Here is a 20,311-nt window from a genome sequence, read left to right on the forward strand (position 1 = left end):
AAATACGGTGGTTTGCCGGCAAGCCGCCGGATGCTTTACCCGTGTTGAGCGGCTAAGCACCGCCCAACATCTCTAAGGCCAGTTGCGCCATATTTTTTGAGCCGCCGCCATCACCAAGCTGATGTTTGACGGCCTGCAACGCCGCTAGACAATTTTGCCGATAATCCCCGTCGTCCAACAGTTGCACAATCTCGGCCGCCAAATTTTCCGGTGTTAGTTGCTCCTGAATCAATTCCTTGACGATGGCTTTGCCGGCAATGATATTCGGCAGCCCGATAAATGGAATTTTTACCAAGCGCTTACCCAACCAGTAACTAAACGCCGCCAGCCGGTATACGATGACCATCGGCACCCCGAGTAAGGCAATTTCCAGCGAGGCGGTGCCGGAAGTGGTCATCACCGCATCGCAGCATTGGATGACATCATAGGGCTGCTGTTTGATCACCTTAACGGCTAGCGAAGTGTTTACGAAATGCGCAGCCAATACCGCATCGCTGATCGAATCGGCTTGCGGCAAGACAAACTGCAATTCCGGCCGCTGCGCGGCCAAACTAGCCGCCGCTGCCAACATCACCGGCAGGATACGTTTGATCTCGTTGCCGCGGCTGCCAGGGAGTATGCCGACGACAGGCCGATGGGGATCCAGGCCAAACAACGCGCAATCTTCGGAGCGACTGCGCTGCGGATGGACTTTATCGACGGAAGGATGACCCACATAACGGACCGGGACATTTTCGGCTTCGTAATAGCGGGTCTCGAACGGAAAAATCACCGCCATCATGTCGATGGCCTTGCCGTAGGTCACCACCCTGCCCGGCCGCCAAGCCCAAACTTGCGGACTGACGTAAAACAACACCTTCACGCCTTGGCTTTTTGCAAAGCGCGCCAGCTTGAGGTTGAACTCTTTGTAATCGACGCAAACCAGCAAATCCGGTTTTTCATCGCGAATGATCTGTTTCAGTAAATTCAATGCGCGGCGGATCTCGCCGTAGTGCTTCAAAATTTCCACCAAACCGATCACGCCGATGCCGGCCGAGTCGTAGCGCACGTCGATACCGGCCTGGCGCATTTTGCTGCCGCCCATGCCGATGCCGCGCACCGCCGGACAGCGCTGTTTCAATTCCAGAAACATATTGGCGGCGTGTTGGTCGCCGGAGGATTCGCCGGCGCTAAACAGCACCGTGTAGGCAGATTGATTGGTCATTTGAGAGTTGTTGGTGGGCTGCGTGTTGCTTAGCCCACCCTACATTAATGCGTTTCGGAATTTACGCTTGGAAAACGCCGCGAATGACGCCGACAATTTGCTTGACGGTATCGTCGCTCAGATTGGAACAAATCGGTAAAGAGAAGCAACGCGCCGCAACCGACTCAGTAACCGGCAGGGAAAGGCCGGCGCACTCTTCTTTAAACACATTTTGTTGATGCAGCGGTACCGGATAGTAGACGGCACAGCCAATCTTCTGCTCTTGCAAGGCTTTCATGACCTCGTCGCGGCGGTCGGACAACAAAGTGTATTGATGATAGACATGCACACCAATGCCGTCTTCATACGGCGTAGTCAAAGGCAAATCGGCCATCAGATCAGAATACAAGTGCGCGGCATGGCGGCGAGCTGAATTGTATTGATCGATGCGTTTTAACTTAGCGCGCAACACCACGGCCTGTAGCTCGTCCAGTCGGCTGTTGTAGCCTATCACGTCATGGTAATAGCGCACGTCCGAACCGTGATTGCGGTATTGCTTGATCTTGGCCGCCGTCGCGTCGGAATCGGTCGTCACCAAGCCGCCGTCGCCGAAGCAGCCCAGGTTCTTGCTGGGAAAGAAACTAAAACCGGCCGCGTTGCCGAAACTGCCGGTTTGCTTGTTGTAAACCGTCGCGCCGAAGGATTGCGCGCAGTCTTCTATCAGTTTCAAACCATGTTTGTCGCAAATAGCTTTGATGGCCGGCAAATCGGCAGGTTGACCGAACAGATGCACCGGCATCACCGCCTTGGTTTTGGCTGTGATGGCTTTTTCGATATTTTCCGGGGTGATATTGAACGTGCCCGGATCGATGTCGACAAACACCGGTTTGGCGCCAACGTATTTGATTGCTTCTGCGGTGGCAATAAAAGTAAATGCGCTAGTAATGACTTCGTCGCCCGCGCCTATGCCTTCCGCCAATAAGGCTAAATGCAATGCATCGGTACCGGATGCGCAACCGATGGCATGTTTAACGCCCAGATACGCAGCGGCTTCTTTTTCAAAAGCCTGCACATTCGGCCCCAGGATAAACGCGCAATTGTTAAGGGTTTCGGTGAAACCGCCGACGATTTCATCTTGAATTTCCGCATACTGCGCTTGCAGATTGACCATGGGGATCATAGTGTCAGCCCTTTATCGATGGGTTAAAAATTTGGTGATTTCTATCGCGGTAGCCAAGGCTTTGCGGCCCGCTTCGCCGGGGACCAGCGGATTCTCGCCGGTCTTGATGCAATTGACAAAATGTTTAATCTCATCAAGCAAGGCATCGCCGCTTTCAAAGACCGATTCTTCGGTGACGATTTCCGGAATACCGGGGAACATTTCTTTATCGCCGGTTCTGTGTTTAATCAAAACCCGATTCTGAAAATCCACGGAAATATAGGAACAAGGACGGAACATGCGCATCTTGCGTTCCATTTTCATGCTGATGCGGCTGGCGGTGACATTGGCCACGCAACCGTTTTTAAAGGTGATGCGGGCATTGGCGATGTCGGTGCCTTGCGTCAGCACCGCCGTGCCGCTGGCATCGATTTTTTCCACTTCCGAATCGACCAGCGCCATGATGATGTCGATGTCGTGAATCATTAAATCCAACACCACGCTGACATCGTTGGCGCGCGGATTGAACGGAGACAAGCGATGCGACTCGATGAACAGAGGTTTGTCTTCCATTTTCTCCAAACCGCGTACGGCAGGGTTGAAGCGTTCCAAATGCCCGACCTGCAGAATAACGTTCTTTTCCTTGGCAATCGCGATCAGTTCATCGGCTTCTTCTACGGTAACGGTGATCGGCTTTTCCACCAGTACATGCGCACCGGCATTCAGAAAGTCTTTGGACACGCTGTGATGGTAGCTGGTGGGCACCACAACACTCACCGCATCGACTTTGCCGAGTAAATCATGGTAATTCGTCAACGCTTGAGCGCCGTTTTTTTCGGCAACTTGTTGCGCCGCCTCGGCATTGATGTCAACCACCGCCACCAACTCGCAATCCTTTAACGATGCGTATTTTTCCGCATGAAATTTTCCTAAATATCCGGCACCTATCACGGCACATTTCAGTTTATTCATAAACGACCTAAGCTTGATTCGCGGTTTCCCAGCCTTTGACAGACGCGCGCCGGGCATAAAACCGTTCATTGTAACATCAGATTCTGTGTTGAATAAGCCGCACCAGCATTCGCAAACGGATCGGCGAATGATTAACCAAGCCCTTAGATACCATTCGCCTTTATGCCCTTGAGGCTACTGGGTCTATCGAAGGACAAACCACTCCAGGCTTTGACGAACTCAGTTCGAACGGGGCGCCAGGGATAAGTTGAGTTCGTTGAATAAGGCCAGCCCCATGCATCAACTTGAAATGCCGACAAAAGCAACTAACCTTGCCTCGATACGAAGATTCTGAAAAAAATGTAGTCCTAAGCTTACACACAGAGACAGATATGCATCCAAGAAACCAGCGAATAGCTATCGCCCTGCTCAGCCTGGCAGCCCACGCCAACGCGCATGCCACCGCTGCGGAAGACGAACATATCCGCCAGATTGTGCAAGGCGTGCTGAAAGAAAAAGACCAGAAAATCGAACAACTGGAAGCCCGTATCAAACAACTGGAACAAGAAAGAAGCGGCGCTGTAGCGGCAGCGCCAAGCCCGGCAGTCGCTAAGGCCGGCGAACCCGCCCCGGCACCGGTGAAAACGGCTGCGAACGGCAAACCTGAACCAACCGTGGACACCAAACTCCAGGCCCTGGACAAAAAAATTGCCGCATTAAAAGAAGCGGCCGAAGCCAACGGCCTGCAAATGAGCGGTTTTTTCGACATCAACGCCAAAACCGGCAACTCCACCGATCAAACTTTCAGCGTCGGCTCGGTGGAACTGGATCTGGACTATGTACACGACGACCACTTCGGTGCCAGCTCGGCTTTAGTGTTATGCGGCAACTCATCCAACGCCGACTATGGTGCGCCCGGTGCGGTATTCTGCGGTAACAGCGGCCCCGGCGCGCTGAGTGGCGGCAGCACAATGGCCGGTATCGCCGTCGCGCTGGTCGACTACCATATGTTTAATGATCGTATCCCGCCACGCGGCCGGATTTTCAATAACAAAGGTCTGCACATCCAGGCCGGCCGTTTCGACTTACCGTTCGGCAACGATTACCAAAACTTCGCTAACAAAGACCGCATCACTGTTACCGCACCGTTGACCACCTCCCGCATGCAATTGGGCGGTTACAATGCCGACGGCATTCGTTCCTACGGTGCCTGGGATATATTCAACTATTCGGTATTCTGGACCGACGCGCTGTACGCCAATGACGGCCATACCGTCGGCGGCCGGGTGGGCCTGGCTATGGGGCAAAATACCTACAAAATCCACAACGCCAATCCGGAAGGTATCGAAATCGGTGTCTCCCATCTGAGCGAGTTCGATGGCGAAAACCGCATCCGCAATACCGTTTACGGCGCTGACTTGAGTATCGGCTACGGCATGTGGCGTTTACAAAACGAATTCATGCTGCTGAACGCACATCAACAGGTGTTTTTGGAACAAGACGCGGATGGCAACCCACTACCTGTCATCATCCCCGATCCAAACACCAGCCCGTTCGGCAAGGGCCACCAATTGGGCTACCACTCCACGCTGACCGTGGATTTGGAAAGCCTGAGCAAACAGCCCATCGTGGTGTTCGCCCGCTACAGCCGCTGGCAGCCTTCGCAAGACCTTGGCCTGGACTTTGATGGCAGCACCGTGGCGATCAACGATCTCTCCATGCTTAGCCTCGGGTTTAACTACAAATTCAGCGATCATTTACGGGTCAAATTTGAATACAACGATTCGCTGGGCACCGAAACCGCCGAGCGTTATTTCGACAGAAAACTGGGCATAGCCCAAATCGTCATGTCTTTTTAATCATGAACAAGCTCCTATACAAATGCTTATTGGCCGGCGGCACCGGCGCACTTTTGTTATTGTTCGTCAGTGGCGCGCATACCGCCGACGACAATCCGCACCTCATTTCCAAGCAATCGCCGCAAGCGGGGTGTAGTAATTGCCATACCACGACGCCGGAAATCAAAGAGGACGGCATTTTACACAGCAAAAATATATCAGCGGATCAAACCACCTTTAGCAAGGACGGCGTGGCCATGTGCTCCTCGTGCCATAATCCCAACCAAGGCCACAAAGTGGGCTTGAATATCGACTTTCCGGTACCCGCCGACTTACCGCTTAACGAGGAAAACGACATTACCTGTCTGACCTGCCACTACACGCACGGCAAGCTGGATAGCGACCGGCCGCAAGCCAGCCACAGCTTCATGGATAAACTAATGAACGCCGAAAGGCTGAAAAAAAGCTTTTTACTCCGCCGTAACAACAGCGACGGCGAGCTCTGTTTAACTTGTCACAACGTCAACTAAGGTTCCTGAAAATGAACAATACCGTTACCAAACGTCGCCAAATTTTTATCAAAAGGGATTTTCAAGGCCGTTTCATCCTCGGCGCTTTTGCACTGATATTGCTGGCCGGATTATGTTCGGCCTTACTGATTTATTGGATGACCGGCGGCGATCTGCAGGCCCAATCCCAGTCGGCGCACGCCAATATCGTTAATGCGGCGGAACGCCTGGGCGTATCGATTTTAATCGGCAACTTGGTGGCCATTTTGGTTGCCGGCGGCATTGCGGTGAGCACCGTTCTTTACGCCTCGCATAAAATCGCCGGGCCCTTATATCGCTTCGAAACACTCTGCCAAGAGGTCGGCGACGGCAAGCTTGATACCGTCACGCACTTGCGAGAAAACGATCAGCTACAGGATTTGGCGCTGTCGTTTTCGAATATGGTTGCCAAACTACGCAACCGCCGCGAGCATCGCGCACGCTTAATTGCCGAACTCAACCGGCAGATCGGTTTGTACGCCTTAAACAACGGCGACGCCCTGTCAGAAGCCCAACACCATGCCGTTGCGGCAATGGCGGCGTTGGTGACTGATTTAGAAAAACTTGAAAAATAATTACCCAAAAACCTCATGTTTAAAAATATCTCAATCAAATCTTCGCTGATCTTCATTGCTTCCGCTTTGGCATTTGCCAATCTGCTGTTTGTGTTGTCGCTGTGGCATGCGTTTCAGTCCATAGACGACAACTTGCAAGCAGCCGCGCAAAAACAAAACACCTCGGACTATTTGTCTCATGTGCGTTTTCATGTCGTGCAGATTCAACAATTTCTGACCGACGTCGGCGCGACGCATGATGATGATGGCTTTGCGGAAGCCAAAGAAAACCTAGACGCCGCATTGTTAAATCTGGACAAAGCCGAACAATCTCACCCGGCATTGCACGCGCAAGTCGAAACATTGAAACGGGAAATTCAAGTAATGCACGATGCCGGCGTAAAGATGGCTTGGGATTACATTAAGCTGGGCACCGAGGCAGGCACCGTTACCATGAAGGCGCCGGGCTCAGGTCTTGACGACACAGCTGCCACGCTGACCGAAGAATTAATCAGAATTACCGAGCAACTTGATCGGGAGCTTGCCCTCGCCAAACAACAATTAAGTTCGTCTTTGCACGATTACAGCCTATCGCGTATTGCTTTTTCCATCGGGTTGCTACTGTTTGTGACGGTCTGTTTGAGCATGCTTTATTTCAAAATAGAACCACCATTGACCGAGCTGCAAAAATCGCTGTATCTGCTTAGACAGGGCGGCGGCGATTTGACCCGGCGCATTCCGCACGAAGGCAGTGACGAAGTCGGCATTATCGTCACCCAGTTCAACGAATTTTTAAGCGTGTTACACAGCCTGATGCGGCAAGTGGCGACGGAATCCAACCAGTTGAACACCGCCTCGAACCGCTTGAGCCAAATGTCCGAGCGGGTACAAGAGGATATTTTGAAACAGCAGATGGGCACGGATCAGGTCGCGGCAACGGTAACGGAACTATCCGCGACAGTGACGGAAGTGTCCAACAACACGGCTAACGCCGCGCAAACGGCGCAGAAAAGCAGCGTGGCCGCCAACCACGGCAAGGCAGTGGTGACCAACACGGTGCAATCGATTCATGCGCTGTCTAACAATATCGACAGGGCCAGCACCGTAATCGGTAATGTCGAGCAAAACTGCGTGAATGTCAGCTCGGTGCTGGATGTGATTCAGAGCATCGCCGATCAGACCAATTTATTGGCGCTCAATGCGGCGATAGAGGCGGCCAGAGCCGGCGAACAAGGCCGTGGTTTTGCGGTAGTGGCGGACGAAGTGCGCACACTGGCCAGCCGAACCCAGGATTCCACGCATGAAATTCAAGCGATGATAGAGCGCTTGCAGCAAGGCTCGCGGGAAGCGGTGAAAGCCATGTCGGAAAGCCGAAATCAGGCTAAGGAGACCGTTGAAGTCATCGAAAGTACCGGCGAGTTGCTGGACAACATTTCCAGCATGGTGGCGCAAATTTCCACCATGAATACGCATATTTCCGACGCGGTGAAAGAACAAAAAATCGTCGTCGAGCACATTAATCAAAACATCAATTCGATTAATGACGTCACCATCAACAACTCGAAGGACGCCGAGCAAACAGCGGAAGAAGCCCATCATTTGCAAAAAATCGCCGGTAATTTACATACCACGATTTCCCAATTCAAACTGTAAGCCACCCAGCGCGCTATTCGGTTTGCCTGCAAGCCAATAGCGCCTTACAACTCAAATACCTCCGCCAAGGGCAAAATCAACTCCGGCAAGCTCAATAGGGGCAAATCTTCCTCAACCCCAAAAACGTCGGCATTGGCATAGCGACCGTCTGCGCCCAGAAAAAAACGCTGAACATAATTTTCCAACGGGTCGATGACCACATATTCCCTCACGCCGGCACGCTCGTAGAGCGCTTTCTTTTCACGCATATCCTTCAGCGCCGTGCTAGGGGATAAAACCTCTACCACCAAATCCGGCGCCCCGTGTATGGCTTTTTCGCCAATCTTTTCCGGATTGCAGACCACTAACAAATCCGGTTGCACCACGTCATGCTCGGAGAGAATGACGTCCACAGGGGCGATGAAAGGCTTGCAGGGCTTACCTTTTAAAAATTGTTCCATCCGGCTAAAAACACGTCCAGCAACCGTCTGATGTTTGATGCTGGGTGCGGGACTCATATTGTAAGGAACACCGTCGATTAACTCCCAGCGCTCGTCGTCCGGCCATCCCGTATAGTCGGCGATACTGAAGGTTTGTACCGACGATTTAGGCACGCTATTCATTCTTCGCCCCTACTGAACATCCAGTTTAATCCAGCGCAAACGATTGGCGTTGCTGACGACCGTGACCGATGACATGGCCATGGCCGCGCCGGCAATCATCGGGTTGAGTAACAAGCCAAATAGCGGATACAGCAAACCGGCTGCAACCGGAATGCCGATGGTGTTATAAAAAAACGCACCCAACAGGTTTTGCTTGATATTGGCAACCGTCAATGTCGACAGCGCCATCGCCTCGGACACCTTCAATAAGGAGCCTTGCAGCAACACAATGTCGGCGCTTTCGATAGCCACGTCGGTGCCGGTGCCAATCGCAAAACCGACATCCGCTTGCGCCAGGGCCGGCGCGTCGTTGATACCGTCACCGACCATGCCGACAATTTCGCCTTGCTGTTGCAAGGCTTTTACCACGGCGGCTTTGTCTTGTGGCAAGACTTGCGCTCGGACTTCGCTGATTCCGGCTTGCGCCGCTATCGCTTGCGCGGTGATCTCGTTGTCGCCCGTCACCATCAGCACGCGGATACCCTGCTTCCGTAATTGCCGTACCGCTGCGGCGGAATCGGGTTTAATCGGATCGGCCACAGAGACAATGCCAACCACCGAATTTTCCACCGCCAAAAACATTGGCGTCTGGCCTTTTGCCGCCAATTCGGCCATTTTGTCGCGATGCTTGCTATCGTCGATGCCATGTTCCGCTAGCAACGCGGCATTACCGAACAAACATTGCCGATCCGCGATGCGGCCGGCGATACCGTGCCCGGCCACGGCCTGAAATTTTCTGACCTTCTCCAACTTAAGCTGTTTTTGTTCGGCAGCCGCCAGTATCGCTGCGGCCAAGGGATGTTCGGACCCCGATTCCAGACTGGCGGCATACTGCAACACCTGGGCTTCGTCGACATCGCCAAAAGCGATCACCTCCGCCAGACTGGGCTTACCGGCGGTGACGGTGCCGGTCTTATCCAGAATCAGGCAAGTCAGCTTGCCCGCGCTTTGCAAGGCTTCGCCCTTGCGGATCAATATACCGATTTGCGCGGCACGACCGACCGCGACCATCACCGAAATCGGCGTCGCCAAACCCAGCGCGCACGGGCAAGCGATTACCAATACCGTCATGGACGTAACAAATGCGTAACCCAGAGCCGGATCGGGACCGATACTCAACCAAATTAAAAAAGTCAGTACCGATATGCCCACCACGGTGGGGACAAATACCGCGGAAATCTTGTCGGCCAATTTGGCGATGGCAGGCTTACTGTTCTGCGCTTGCCGCACACTTTGAATAATTTGCGCCAAAGCCGTATCACGGCCGATGCGGGTCGCGCTGAATAAAAAACTGCCTTGCTGATTAATCGTGCCGGCGGCGACACTGGCACCTTCGACTTTCTCAACCGGCATCGATTCGCCGGTGAGCATGGATTCGTCGATAGTCGAGTGGCCTTCCAATACCACCCCGTCCACGGCGACTTTTTCGCCGGGTCTAACCCGTAAGATTTCGCCCAGACCGACTTGTTCGATAGGAATATCAATCTCTTGACCCTCGCGCACCACGCGAGCGGTGCGGGGTTGCAAGCCAATCAATGCGCGTATCGCCGCCGAGGTTTTACCCCGCGCGCGCGTTTCCAGCGCACTACCCAGATTGATGAAGGCCAAAATCACCGCAGAGGCTTCGAAATAAGCATGCGCGGACAACGAAGGCAGCTGACTGGAATAATCGATGACAATACAAGAATACAGCCACGCCGAACCGGTACCCAGCGCGATCAGGGTGTCCATATTGGCTTGCTTAACGAGCAGCAATTTCAGCGCGCTGTGAAAAAAATGTCCGCCGGAATAAAACATCACCGCCAACGTCAACAGGGCCACCTCGGACCAAAACACCGTGCCGGCGGCACTGCCCATGGCCGGAAACCAGTCCAGATGTGCGCCCAGCATCAAAGGCAGACCCAATGCGCCGGCCACGCCAGCTTTTCGCAGCAGGTCGCGATAACGCTCTTCTTCCTGCTTTTCCTCTTCACTCGGGTCTTCCAAGCCTTCCATCACCGCCGCATCGTAGCCGGCGGATTTCAAGGCCTGCTTCATGGCTTGATGATCGGGATCGCCGCCGACGGTAGCAGAGTGGTCGGCAAAATTGACGGTGACGGACGCAACCCCCGGCACCGATTGCAAGGCGGTTTCCACTGCGCTGACACAACCGGCGCAACGCATGCCGAGTATGGAAAGGCGTATTTCCTGCTGCTGATTAGTCGATTGATCTAAAGCCATAACGATTCCCAAGCAATATCGTGTTGATCCGTAGGCAAACGCCGATGCGGTTTTATTCGACCTTGAAACCGGCGTCGATGATAACGTCTTCGATTTCGTCCAAGTCGGTTTGCGCCGGATCAAATTCAACTTCGACCCGTTTGTCTTTATGCGAAGCCTGCACCGTTACCACACCGGCAATCGCCGATACTTTACTGACGATGCTGCTCTCGCAACCGCCGCATTTCATACCGCTTACTGTTAACGTTGCTGATTCGGACATGTTGATCTCCTTATGATTGAAATTAAGAGCGGCCGGCCATTCTCGACTTAAACTGTTTGAACATGGTATAAGGCGCGACCTATTCGCATGATAGTGCAATGATCGGGAGCCCGTAAATAAATGACAGATTTTCTGATTGGCAGACAGCAAATTCTGGACCGCCATCTGGACACTTTCGCCTACGAGATTTTATTCAGGGGCAAAGATTTCGATCTCAGTTTGAAAGATGGTGCCGCCAACGCCACAAATCAAGTTATTACCGATACGCTGCTGGAAATCGGCCTGAACGAACTGGTCGGCCCGCACAAAGCCTTCATTAATTTCACCACGCAAAACATCCTAGACAAAACGCCGCTGCATCTGCCCAAAGAGCGTATCGTCATCGAAGTACTGGAAAGCGTTACTATCGATGACAACATTGTCGCCAACCTGAAAGAATTATCACAACTGGGCTATACCATCGCGCTGGACGACTTCGTCTTGTCTCCGGAGTGGCTGCCCTTGCTGGAGTTTGCCGATATTATCAAGCTGGATGTGATGGCCGACGGCCTGGACGGCACCCGGCAACTGATTGAACAGCTAAAACCCTATAAACTCAAATTACTCGCGGAAAAAGTCGAAACGCATCAGGAGTTTGAAACCCTACGCGAATGGGGCTGCGAGCTGTTTCAAGGCTTTTTCTTCAGTAAACCGAATATTGTGGAAGGTAAACGGCTGGGCGTCAGCCAAACCGCCGCCATCCAATTACTGTCCGCAGTGAACAAGGCGGACGCCAGTTTTGCGGAAATCGGCAAGATTATCTCGCAAGACGTCGGGATGAGTTTTAAATTGCTGCATTATTTGAATTCCGCGTTTTTTGGCTTGCCGCAAAAAATCGAATCCATTCAGCATGCCATAGTTTGCCTGGGACTGGTCGAGATCAAACGCTGGGTGAATATTCTGGCCTTATCTTCCATGTCCGGCAAACCGTCCTCGGTGCTGCAAAACGTGCTGATCCGCGCCAAAATGTGTGAATTAATAGCGCGAGAACTTAAAGACGACCAGGAACACTATTTTCTAATCGGCATGCTGTCGGGTTTGGACAGCCTGTTGGACATGCCGGCGAACAAAGTATTGGAACAATTGCCGCTGGCGGAAGATGTTGACGATGCCATTTTGAAATATCGCGGCAACGCTGGCGAAGCGTTACAATTCTGCATCGCCTACGAGCGCTGGGAACCTGGCCTTGGCACCTTCCGCGGCATAAATCCCGAGTGTATCGCCAATATCTATCTGGAGAGCATAGACTGGTGGGCGACGCGCATTTTACCTTTCTTGGCCGCTTGAGCCATTTATCCTACCTACCGACATCATCATGAAACTGAGACTGACTTTATTCTGGCTAGGCTGTCTGTTCGCGGCCCATCTTTACGCCACCGAATTAGGTGCGGTGACGGCAGAACAACTCATAAACATGCAGAAAAATCAGAATGCGCTGGTCGTGGATGTGCGTACCGCGCCGGAATGGCAAGCCACCGGCGTCATCGCCAACAGCCAAAAATTGGAATCCTTTGACGGGAACGGCCACTTCGACCAGGAAAAATGGCTGGCCAACTTGGAAAAACTGAAATCGTCGCCCGACCAACCGATCATTTTGGTTTGCCGTTCCGGGAATCGGAGCGGCAAGATCGGCCAAATCCTCACCGAACAGCTGGGCATGAAAAATGTCTATCATTTGTCCAACGGTATCCAGTCATGGATCAAAGACGGCCGCCCCGTTAAAGCCGATTGTTTGACTACCGCCTGTAAGTAACATGTCCCTGAACACGCTCAGTAACCAAACCATCGCGCTGGCCGGCATCGCCCAGGCCTGCTCCTTGGTGCATCAGCTTGCCGGCACCGGCACTTGTCCAAACGCCGCATTGGAAGCCAGCATCAGCAGTTTGCTGAAAATAGACGCAGACAGCGTGATTGATGTCTACGGCGGCTTGATCGGTATCGAACACGGCTTACAACAGCTCACAACCCAACTCGGCAGCCGGGTGCTGGCCAGTCCGGAACAGGCCCGATACGCGGCACAGATTGTCTATTTGCAAAAACAGTTGAACAAACAGCCGGACATGCAAAAAACCATACAGGCCGGCGTCAGCAAGGCTCAAGCTCAAACCGAACATTTCGGCGTGCTGCATGAAAATGTGCTGGCCAATCTGGCCGACGTGTATCACAGTACTATCAGCACACTGCAACCGCGCATTATGGTGCAAGGCGATCAGCAATACCTGGGCAACCAAAGTACTGTGAATAAAATACGCGCCTTACTGTTGGCTGGCATACGCGCCACTTTATTGTGGCGGCAATGCGGCGGCAGCCGCTGGAAGCTATTGTTCTTCCGCAAAAAGATCCAGGACGAAGCCCAGTTTCTACTCACCCAAATCTGACGCCAACATGCCGGAACTACCCGAGGTCGAAACCAGTCGGCGCGGCATTGCGCCGCATATTACCGGCAAAACCTTTAAAACCGTGATTGTGCGTCACCCGCAGTTGCGTTGGCCGGTTCCCGAGTCCCTGACCACCGATTTGCCGGGCCAGCGTCTGGACGCTGTCGAGCGGCGCGGCAAATATTTATTACTCGGTACGGGGCGCGGCACGCTGATCCTGCATCTGGGCATGTCGGGGAATCTGCGCATCACCTCACCCGAGCAAACGCTGCGCAAGCACGACCACATCGACTTCATTTTTGCCGACGATACGGTACTGCGCTTTAACGATCAGCGCCGCTTCGGCGCGGCCTTGTGGACTGCCGAAGATCCGATGTTGCATCCCTTGCTGGCCACGCTGGGGCCTGAACCGCTCTCCGCGGCATTCGACGCTAACTATTTGCGGCAGCGGGCGGCAAACCGCGCGGTGCCGATCAAATCATTGATTATGGACAGCCATGTCGTGGTGGGCGTGGGGAATATTTATGCCAGCGAAGCCTTGTTCTTAGCAGGCGTACAGCCGATGCGCTGCGCCGGAGAACTGGATACGCCGGCGTGCGAAGCGTTGGTGGCGGCGATCAAAACCGTATTGCAACAAGCCATCGATAAAGGCGGCACCACGTTGCGCGACTTTAGCAATGCCGAGGGCAAGCCAGGGTATTTTAAGCAATCCCTGAATGTGTACGGTCGCGGCGGACAAGCCTGCCTGCGCTGCGAGGAACCAATTCAGCAACTCAAAATCGGCCAACGCGCCAGCTACTATTGCGGCAATTGCCAACACTAAGCCCGTTAATGCCGCCAATCGAAAACGGCGGTTACGCGATTGCCGCAACCGTGGTAGCTCAGGCTGCTGCATAAAGTCTCCAGCATGATAATGCCGCGGCCGCAATAGGCCTCATCACCCTTCCGCAAACCGATGCGCCGTCGCCAATCGAAGCCGTTGCCGCTATCGACGACTTTAACGATCAAGCGGCCACCGTATTCGGTCGCATGATGGATAAACGATAAGCGGATTTTGCCGCGCTGGAGCTGTTGCAAGCGTTCGTCCTTCATCGCATAAAAGCGCATAAAGCCCTCCGGACTGCTCTTCAGAGCCGAATCCAAGCCCAGCACGCCATGGTCCAGCGCATTCGCGAACAATTCACTGACTATCATAAAAATATCCTGGCGATAATTCTGTAAACCCTGGATTTCCATGACGGTGTTGACCATGACCGGCACCGGATTGATCTGGCGCAAACTATCGATGTCAAATTCCAGTACCTGCTTCCAGGTCGTCGCGGCGATCCGCTGCCGGGGAAGCCGAATTTCTCGCCGCCCCCAGGGAACGCTATCGACCGCACAGCTCAAAATAACCAGGGTATTGTCATCTTTCTGAATCGCACCGCCGGTGTGTGCTTCAAGGCTGGCCTGCAAATTTTTGATGGCGTCGGATTTACTTTGCCGGATAGCATTAAGAATGCGTTCCCCGCCGAAAAGCTCACCTTCAGCATTTTCCGCCTCAAAAATGCCATCCGTGAGCAGATATAAACGCTGATTCTCGCTTACCCGATGCAGTTGCTCTTCGATGTCAATCGAAGGCTGAATACCCAGCGGAATATTCAAAGAGCGTATCGCCAAAAAACTGTTGTCGGCATGATTGACTAAAAAATGCTCGGGTAGCCCGCAGGTAATGCTTTTCATCGACGACGACTCGGGATACAGCGCCACCACCGTCGCCGCCAAAAAGCGGTTGGCCGGCAACACTCGATACAGTTTGGCGTTAATTTCGGTAACGATTTCGTTAATATCGAAACCTTTCCGCGTCATGCCATAGAAAATATCCGCCAGTGGCGTAGCCGCTATCGATGCCGACAAACCGTGGCCGGTAAAATCGCCCAACAGCACATGCAAATGATTTTCCGGGGTTTTGGCAATCAACACCAAATCGCCGTTAAACAAGGCCATCGGCGACATCACCACTTCCACGGCTTCAGTTTCCAGAAAGTCGGCTTTTAACACGTCGTTGAACAGTTTGGCCGCGACTTCATGTTCCAGGTCGGAAGTCTGCCAATAATCGAGCAACAGCGTTTTTTGCGCGTGCTCGTGCTGATACAACATGCGCAGTTTTAATGACGACCGTATTTTTAACAGCAATAAATGCTGATTGACCGGTCGACAAATGACAGCGTCGATCTCAACAGCGGCGCAATGGTCCAGCAGCGTGTCGGTTAAATCATCGGCAATCAATATGATAGGCAGGTAGGAGTCGGCCGCATCGCGCATATCGGCTACCTGCCGCCAAGGCCAATCTCGACAGGCAATAATCAGTAAGTCCACTGGCGCATTTGTCAGCAGCTCCATCACCTCATCCGCACTCGACGCCACCGCACAGCGAAAATCCTGCGCGCGCAGCACGCCTTGCAAACTATCTGCACTTGGATTTGCTCCAGCATCCTCCAGCAAAACAACAGAGGTCTGAGCAGGCAGTGGAAATGGGCTGGGATGATTCATTCTGAAGAGTTTGCCCGGCGCTCGATGCACGCTTATTGATTTATAATTTGCGCTTCTTACACCATGCGGCTGGCTATGACGATTTTATTTTTCTCGCTAAGAGGCGTACCCACGGACGAAGCGGACGATGTTCGGCAGTTACTGGCCGACAACGATATTGAATTTTACGAAACGTCAGCAGGCAACTGGGGCATTTCCATGCCGGCTATCTGGCTTTATCAACGCGATGACGTCGATAAAGCCAGACAATTATTCAACGAATACCAACAAGAACGCGCCCTAAACCAACGCGCACTGTACCGGCAATTGAAGGCGCAAGGCGAATACCAAGGCTTTTTCCGCCACAATCTGAACAAGCCCATCCGATTTCTCGGCTATAGCCTAGTCATTGCCCTGATTTTTTACGTCTCTTTGAAATGGTTGTTCGAGCTGGGCCTAGGCCTTTGAATCGTCGTTAGTTAGACTGCAATATCGTCAACATCCGTTGGGCGTGTTCCGCCACTTCTATACCCAGGTCGGTCAGATACCCACCGTCATGCTGGGTGACCAATCCTTTGTCGAACAGACGTTGCGCCGCCGCGATCAATACCGGCTCGGCATTGCCATGCACCTTGACGCCTTCTTGTACGGACTCCAGATTGAACAAGGATAAAAATTTGATTTCCGCGACCAATTCTTCGGTTAAAAGCATGTGTTACACCCTTTGTAATAATTATTAATCTTCGCTGACCGTCGTAGTCAGCCAACTGTATACGCGCTTTACAAGCAAATCGTAATCTTGTTGATAGCCGTGATCCTCGCCATCCATTCTTATCTGCCGATACACCGGATTATCTTTACCGGCCATACGCCGTTGCCGGGCGCTATTGAGCACTGCCGGTAAATCAAACTCGGCATATACATCCAAAAAAGGCAATTGCACTTTTTTAATCAAATCGAGGCTTTGCGCCTGTGTTGCAGTGGTTTGCGGCACGGGCAAACTAATCGATACCAGCGCCGTCACGTCATTGGGTTTATCGGCAAGCCTGGACGTGGCCATCAAAGCGCCCATGCCGTAGCCGACAATTGCGATATGTTTCGCACCGTTTTTCAGCAGATGCTCCACAGCCGCATCAATCCGTCCACGTGCTTCTTCGAACAGCGGGTAATAGTCTTCAGCCTGCGCGCCGCTTTCCCTGATAGGCATTTGTAAGGCAAGCGTCGCCCAATTATGCATCGGTAACGTGGTTCGCAAGCGATGAATCAAGGGCTTGGCATCGGGATGTTCGCCCATATCGTGCAGTACGATTGCCACCTGGCTGCTGTCGGTCTTTTCGGCTTCCGTGAAGAGCGCCAGAAAGGTTTTGTCGGCGGATTTCAACCAAGTCGCCTGCCCCATGGACAATTGTTGCTGAATAGCCGCAGCAAAGTCCTGCTCTCTGCGGCTATCGGTCGCAAACACCGATGTCGAAACTAGCAATAATGCCGCAAATAACGACGCATTGCGCATAGTGAACACTAACCTTTGCTGTAAAAACCGCTAAAGGTATAACGCTCATGGATATGCCGCAACAGCACCATAATCACCGACGCCACCGGCAAGGCCAACAAGACGCCTAAAAACCCGAACAGCTGACCACCCGCCAGTACAGCAAACATCACTGCTACGGGATGTAAACCGATTTTGTTTCCGACCAACCACGGCGTCAACAGCATGCCTTCCATACTCTGACCCACCGCAAAAACGATCAACACCGGCAATAAATGCATCGCATCCTGAAATTGCAGCAAGGCCGCGATGCAGGCAAAGACGATACCGGTTATAGCGCCCATATACGGCACGAAACTGACCAAGCCGGCCAGCATGCCGATCACCAAGGCCAGTTCCAGATCCACCAACCATAAGCCGACGCTATAAATCACGCCCAGCGCCAGCATCACGTAAAACTGGCCGCGCATGAACGCACCCAACACCACGTCGGCCTCGCCGGCCAATTTGGCGACAGTGCCGGCAACGCGGCGTGGAAATAAATCGTGGATTCGCGCCACTAAGTCGTCCCAATCGCGCAGTAAATAGAAGGTAATCACCGGAATCAACACCAGATTCATCACCCAACCAACGATCACCGCACCGGAATGGGAGACAGATTGAATCAGGTTCTCGGCAACGCCGTCGCCGTCTTGCCAATGACTCTTGATCAGATTAATCAATTGATCTTCGCGCAACGGTCTAATCGTGCGTCCCAGATATTTTTGCAAAACCGGCACGACCGATTTGTTTATCCAGTTTAAATAAGACGGCAGTTTGTCGATGAATTCGCTGATTTGATATTCCAGGGCAGGAATGATGACGATCAGCAGCGCCGCTATTGAAAAAATGATGCCGGAAAACACCACCATGACTGCCAGCGTCCGATTTAAACGCCAACCACGGAATTGCAAAGTTTCCAGCCTATCCACAACAGGATCACCTAGGTAAGCGAGAATGGCCGCAAACGCAAAAGGCATCAGCACCGGCGCCAACACATACAATAGGCCGCCGAAAGCCAGTATAAAGGCCAGTACAAACCATTTTTGCGAATCGTTCATCTCTACCATCATGCGACCTTATTGCTTGGCTTGTTTACGGGCTTTCCAAACTTCCAGGACTATCGGCAAGATCGAAATCAACACGATGCCTAACACCACTAACTCGAAGTTTTTCTTCACCAGCGGAATATTGCCGAAGAAATAGCCGGCAAACACGCAAATCAACACCCACGCCACTCCGCCGATAATGTTATACAAAATGAAAGTGCTGTAAGGCATTTTCCCTATCCCGGCCACGAACGGCGCAAAGGTGCGCACGATAGGCACAAAGCGCGCTAATACAATAGTTTTGCCGCCGTAGGTATCGTAGAACGCCTGGGCGCGGTCAAGATGTTCGCGGTTTACCCAACTGAGCGAATAGGCGCGTTGACCAATACTGCGACCTATCCAATAGTTGACGGTATCGCCCAGCACCGCCGCAGCTCCCAAGACGCCGAGCAATATCGGCAGATTGAAAGCATCCATCGCCACGAAGGCACCGGCGGCAAATAACAGGGAGTCACCGGGCAAAAACGGCATCACTACAAAACCGGTCTCGACAAAAATCACCAAAAACAAAATGGCATAGGTCAGCGTGCCATAGTCGCTGATGATGTTGGCTAAATGTTTATCGATGTGCAGCAGAATGTCGGTCAAATAGTGTAGCCAGTCCATGTTTTACTCGTTTGGTTGAAAAATCTCGGTCAATAATATCTGCTACTAATGACAACTTTTCGGCGCGCTAGAAGAAATAAGCCGCTACTGCCCCGCTTATTAGAGCAAGTGCCGCCGCCAGCAACCATACCCACAGTTTAGGCTTACCGGATTTTTGCTCGTAAGGCACGCCTTCGATGCGAGCATTCACTGCTTTCAATTTACCGCCGGTGTCACGGGCGACTTCATAAAACAACACATCGCCGCGCACCGGACGGCGAGCCATGCCTTTTAAAGAGGAAATATGTACAAAAATATCTTTGTCGCCGTTATCCGGCTGAATAAAGCCAAAACCTCTATCGTCTTTCCAGGTTTTTAAAACACCTTTCAGGATGGTCGTATCCGCCATCTTTTCACCTCTAGTTAATTATTATTTTTGTGTATTTTGTCTGAAAAATCCCGAAAACATAAAACCCGGCCTGGGCGCTTTTGATCGATTACGCCGCCTGACTTTGCGATTCCCGGTAAACCTGGCATCCGCTACTACGATGCGTTAGCTGTTTTACCAGCCAACGTGCCTGGCAAACGGCAGACGGTATTGCCGGTTCTGTTTGGATGGTTAATTTGCGAAGAAGACGACGACCACACCCGGCGTCGATATTCATAAAAGCACTGACAAATCGGCTAACGAAATCTTTCACCGCTAACCGATCAATGGGAGACAAGGCGACGTTTCCAGCTATCGCGCAAAACGCCGCCTTTGATTAAAATTTCTTGTCAATCAAAACCTTATCATCGATAACCAGCTTCGACACGCCTCCCAATGCCAAATGCAGGGTACAGGATGCGGTTTTGAAGTTAGAGTCTTTCTCGCCTACCCATTCCATCGTGACATAGGTCGTTTTATCGGTATCGGTTTTGGACGGGAAATACACTTGGGTACCGGTTTTGTTTTCGATCAATTTCGGACATTTTTGGTTAGCCATTTCCTGCATGGCTACCAACGTGCGGATTTGCGCAGCGGCCTCTTTTTCCTCGTTGGATTGATCCTTGCTGACACCCACCAAGATAAAACCGGCTACAAACACCCCCACCACAGCGATCATCAATTTCTGTGTTTCACCCATTGTTGCTCTCCTCTGTTTTGTAGTT

General features: G+C 52.4%; 22 protein-coding genes. 9 read left to right on the top strand and 13 right to left on the bottom strand.

Annotated elements, in window-relative coordinates; all coding sequences use genetic code 11:
• Positions 1–52: 52 nt before the first annotated feature.
• From lpxB to DDY07_RS11330, 3 genes are all read right to left on the bottom strand, one after another.
• On the bottom strand, positions 53–1,204 hold the full coding sequence (lpxB, locus tag DDY07_RS11320; protein WP_171695970.1) for a lipid-A-disaccharide synthase: 1,152 nt from the start codon (positions 1,202–1,204) through the stop codon (positions 53–55).
• Between the two features lie 61 nt (positions 1,205–1,265).
• The gene (locus tag DDY07_RS11325) at positions 1,266–2,363 is read right to left on the bottom strand and encodes a DegT/DnrJ/EryC1/StrS aminotransferase family protein (protein ID WP_171695971.1); all 1,098 of its coding nucleotides are present in this window, start codon (positions 2,361–2,363) and stop codon (positions 1,266–1,268) included.
• A 12-nt stretch (positions 2,364–2,375) separates the two neighbouring features.
• Entirely contained in the window at positions 2,376–3,314 is a 939-nt protein-coding gene (locus tag DDY07_RS11330) for a Gfo/Idh/MocA family protein (RefSeq protein WP_101055132.1), read from the bottom strand.
• A gap of 371 nt (positions 3,315–3,685) precedes the next feature.
• On the opposite strand from DDY07_RS11330, the gene DDY07_RS11335 reads away from it, so the two are divergent.
• Genes DDY07_RS11335 through DDY07_RS11350 form a run of 4 tightly spaced genes read left to right on the top strand, consistent with a single transcriptional unit; the run spans position 3,686 to position 7,886 of the window.
• Positions 3,686–5,152, top strand: coding sequence for a hypothetical protein (locus DDY07_RS11335; protein WP_171695972.1), 1,467 nt, complete (start codon positions 3,686–3,688; stop codon positions 5,150–5,152).
• Between the two features lie 2 nt (positions 5,153–5,154).
• Positions 5,155–5,661 (top strand): cytochrome c3 family protein, encoded by a 507-nt coding sequence (locus DDY07_RS11340; protein WP_033155403.1) that lies wholly within the window; start codon positions 5,155–5,157, stop codon positions 5,659–5,661.
• Between the two features lie 11 nt (positions 5,662–5,672).
• Positions 5,673–6,254 (top strand): hypothetical protein, encoded by a 582-nt coding sequence (locus tag DDY07_RS11345; protein WP_033155404.1) that lies wholly within the window; start codon positions 5,673–5,675, stop codon positions 6,252–6,254.
• Between the two features lie 15 nt (positions 6,255–6,269).
• The gene (locus tag DDY07_RS11350) at positions 6,270–7,886 is read left to right on the top strand and encodes a methyl-accepting chemotaxis protein (protein ID WP_171695973.1); all 1,617 of its coding nucleotides are present in this window, start codon (positions 6,270–6,272) and stop codon (positions 7,884–7,886) included.
• 44 nt (positions 7,887–7,930) lie between these two features.
• Here DDY07_RS11350 and DDY07_RS11355 read toward each other — a convergent pair whose 3' ends face one another.
• From DDY07_RS11355 to DDY07_RS11365, 3 genes are read right to left on the bottom strand one after another with little or no spacing between them, the layout of a single operon-like run.
• Positions 7,931–8,488, bottom strand: a complete 558-nt coding sequence (locus DDY07_RS11355; protein WP_171695974.1) for a Uma2 family endonuclease — start codon at positions 8,486–8,488, stop codon at positions 7,931–7,933.
• A gap of 9 nt (positions 8,489–8,497) precedes the next feature.
• Positions 8,498–10,747, bottom strand: a complete 2,250-nt coding sequence (locus DDY07_RS11360) for a heavy metal translocating P-type ATPase (protein ID WP_171695975.1) — start codon at positions 10,745–10,747, stop codon at positions 8,498–8,500.
• Between the two features lie 52 nt (positions 10,748–10,799).
• Complete coding sequence (locus DDY07_RS11365) at positions 10,800–11,009, bottom strand: heavy-metal-associated domain-containing protein (protein WP_171695976.1); 210 nt, start codon at positions 11,007–11,009, stop codon at positions 10,800–10,802.
• Positions 11,010–11,129: 120 nt separating this feature from the next.
• Between DDY07_RS11365 and DDY07_RS11370 the strand changes: the two genes are divergently transcribed.
• Genes DDY07_RS11370 through mutM form a run of 4 tightly spaced genes read left to right on the top strand, consistent with a single transcriptional unit; the run spans position 11,130 to position 14,249 of the window.
• Positions 11,130–12,335 carry an EAL and HDOD domain-containing protein gene (locus DDY07_RS11370; RefSeq protein WP_171695977.1) on the top strand — a complete coding sequence of 402 codons (1,206 nt, stop codon included), beginning with the start codon at positions 11,130–11,132 and terminating at the stop codon, positions 12,333–12,335.
• A gap of 28 nt (positions 12,336–12,363) precedes the next feature.
• The gene (locus tag DDY07_RS11375) at positions 12,364–12,801 is read left to right on the top strand and encodes a rhodanese-like domain-containing protein (protein ID WP_171695978.1); all 438 of its coding nucleotides are present in this window, start codon (positions 12,364–12,366) and stop codon (positions 12,799–12,801) included.
• Between the two features lies 1 nt (position 12,802).
• Positions 12,803–13,426 carry a high frequency lysogenization protein HflD gene (hflD, locus tag DDY07_RS11380; RefSeq protein WP_171695979.1) on the top strand — a complete coding sequence of 208 codons (624 nt, stop codon included), beginning with the start codon at positions 12,803–12,805 and terminating at the stop codon, positions 13,424–13,426.
• A gap of 7 nt (positions 13,427–13,433) precedes the next feature.
• Positions 13,434–14,249: a bifunctional DNA-formamidopyrimidine glycosylase/DNA-(apurinic or apyrimidinic site) lyase gene (gene mutM, locus DDY07_RS11385; protein ID WP_171695980.1), complete on the top strand. Its 816-nt coding sequence runs from the start codon at positions 13,434–13,436 to the stop codon at positions 14,247–14,249.
• Between the two features lie 5 nt (positions 14,250–14,254).
• On the opposite strand, the gene DDY07_RS11390 is transcribed toward mutM, so the two are convergent.
• Complete coding sequence (locus DDY07_RS11390) at positions 14,255–15,958, bottom strand: fused response regulator/phosphatase (protein ID WP_171695981.1); 1,704 nt, start codon at positions 15,956–15,958, stop codon at positions 14,255–14,257.
• A gap of 75 nt (positions 15,959–16,033) precedes the next feature.
• On the opposite strand from DDY07_RS11390, the gene DDY07_RS11395 reads away from it, so the two are divergent.
• Complete coding sequence (locus DDY07_RS11395; protein ID WP_171695982.1) at positions 16,034–16,405, top strand: DUF6164 family protein; 372 nt, start codon at positions 16,034–16,036, stop codon at positions 16,403–16,405.
• Positions 16,406–16,412: 7 nt separating this feature from the next.
• Here DDY07_RS11395 and DDY07_RS11400 read toward each other — a convergent pair whose 3' ends face one another.
• From DDY07_RS11400 to DDY07_RS11425, 6 genes are all read right to left on the bottom strand, one after another.
• Entirely contained in the window at positions 16,413–16,649 is a 237-nt protein-coding gene (locus DDY07_RS11400; RefSeq protein ID WP_171695983.1) for a TIGR02647 family protein, read from the bottom strand.
• A gap of 24 nt (positions 16,650–16,673) precedes the next feature.
• Positions 16,674–17,447 (bottom strand): DUF3530 family protein, encoded by a 774-nt coding sequence (locus tag DDY07_RS11405; RefSeq protein ID WP_216614872.1) that lies wholly within the window; start codon positions 17,445–17,447, stop codon positions 16,674–16,676.
• Positions 17,448–17,455: 8 nt separating this feature from the next.
• Complete coding sequence (locus DDY07_RS11410) at positions 17,456–18,526, bottom strand: AI-2E family transporter (protein ID WP_033155782.1); 1,071 nt, start codon at positions 18,524–18,526, stop codon at positions 17,456–17,458.
• An 18-nt stretch (positions 18,527–18,544) separates the two neighbouring features.
• Positions 18,545–19,180, bottom strand: coding sequence for a DedA family protein (locus DDY07_RS11415; RefSeq protein WP_171695985.1), 636 nt, complete (start codon positions 19,178–19,180; stop codon positions 18,545–18,547).
• 67 nt (positions 19,181–19,247) lie between these two features.
• Entirely contained in the window at positions 19,248–19,568 is a 321-nt protein-coding gene (locus DDY07_RS11420) for a cold shock domain-containing protein (RefSeq protein ID WP_051669653.1), read from the bottom strand.
• A 355-nt stretch (positions 19,569–19,923) separates the two neighbouring features.
• On the bottom strand, positions 19,924–20,286 hold the full coding sequence (locus DDY07_RS11425) for a hypothetical protein (protein WP_033155415.1): 363 nt from the start codon (positions 20,284–20,286) through the stop codon (positions 19,924–19,926).
• Between the last annotated feature and the right edge of the window lie 25 nt (positions 20,287–20,311).

This window comes from Methylomonas sp. ZR1 (assembly GCF_013141865.1).
Taxonomy (GTDB): domain Bacteria; phylum Pseudomonadota; class Gammaproteobacteria; order Methylococcales; family Methylomonadaceae; genus Methylomonas.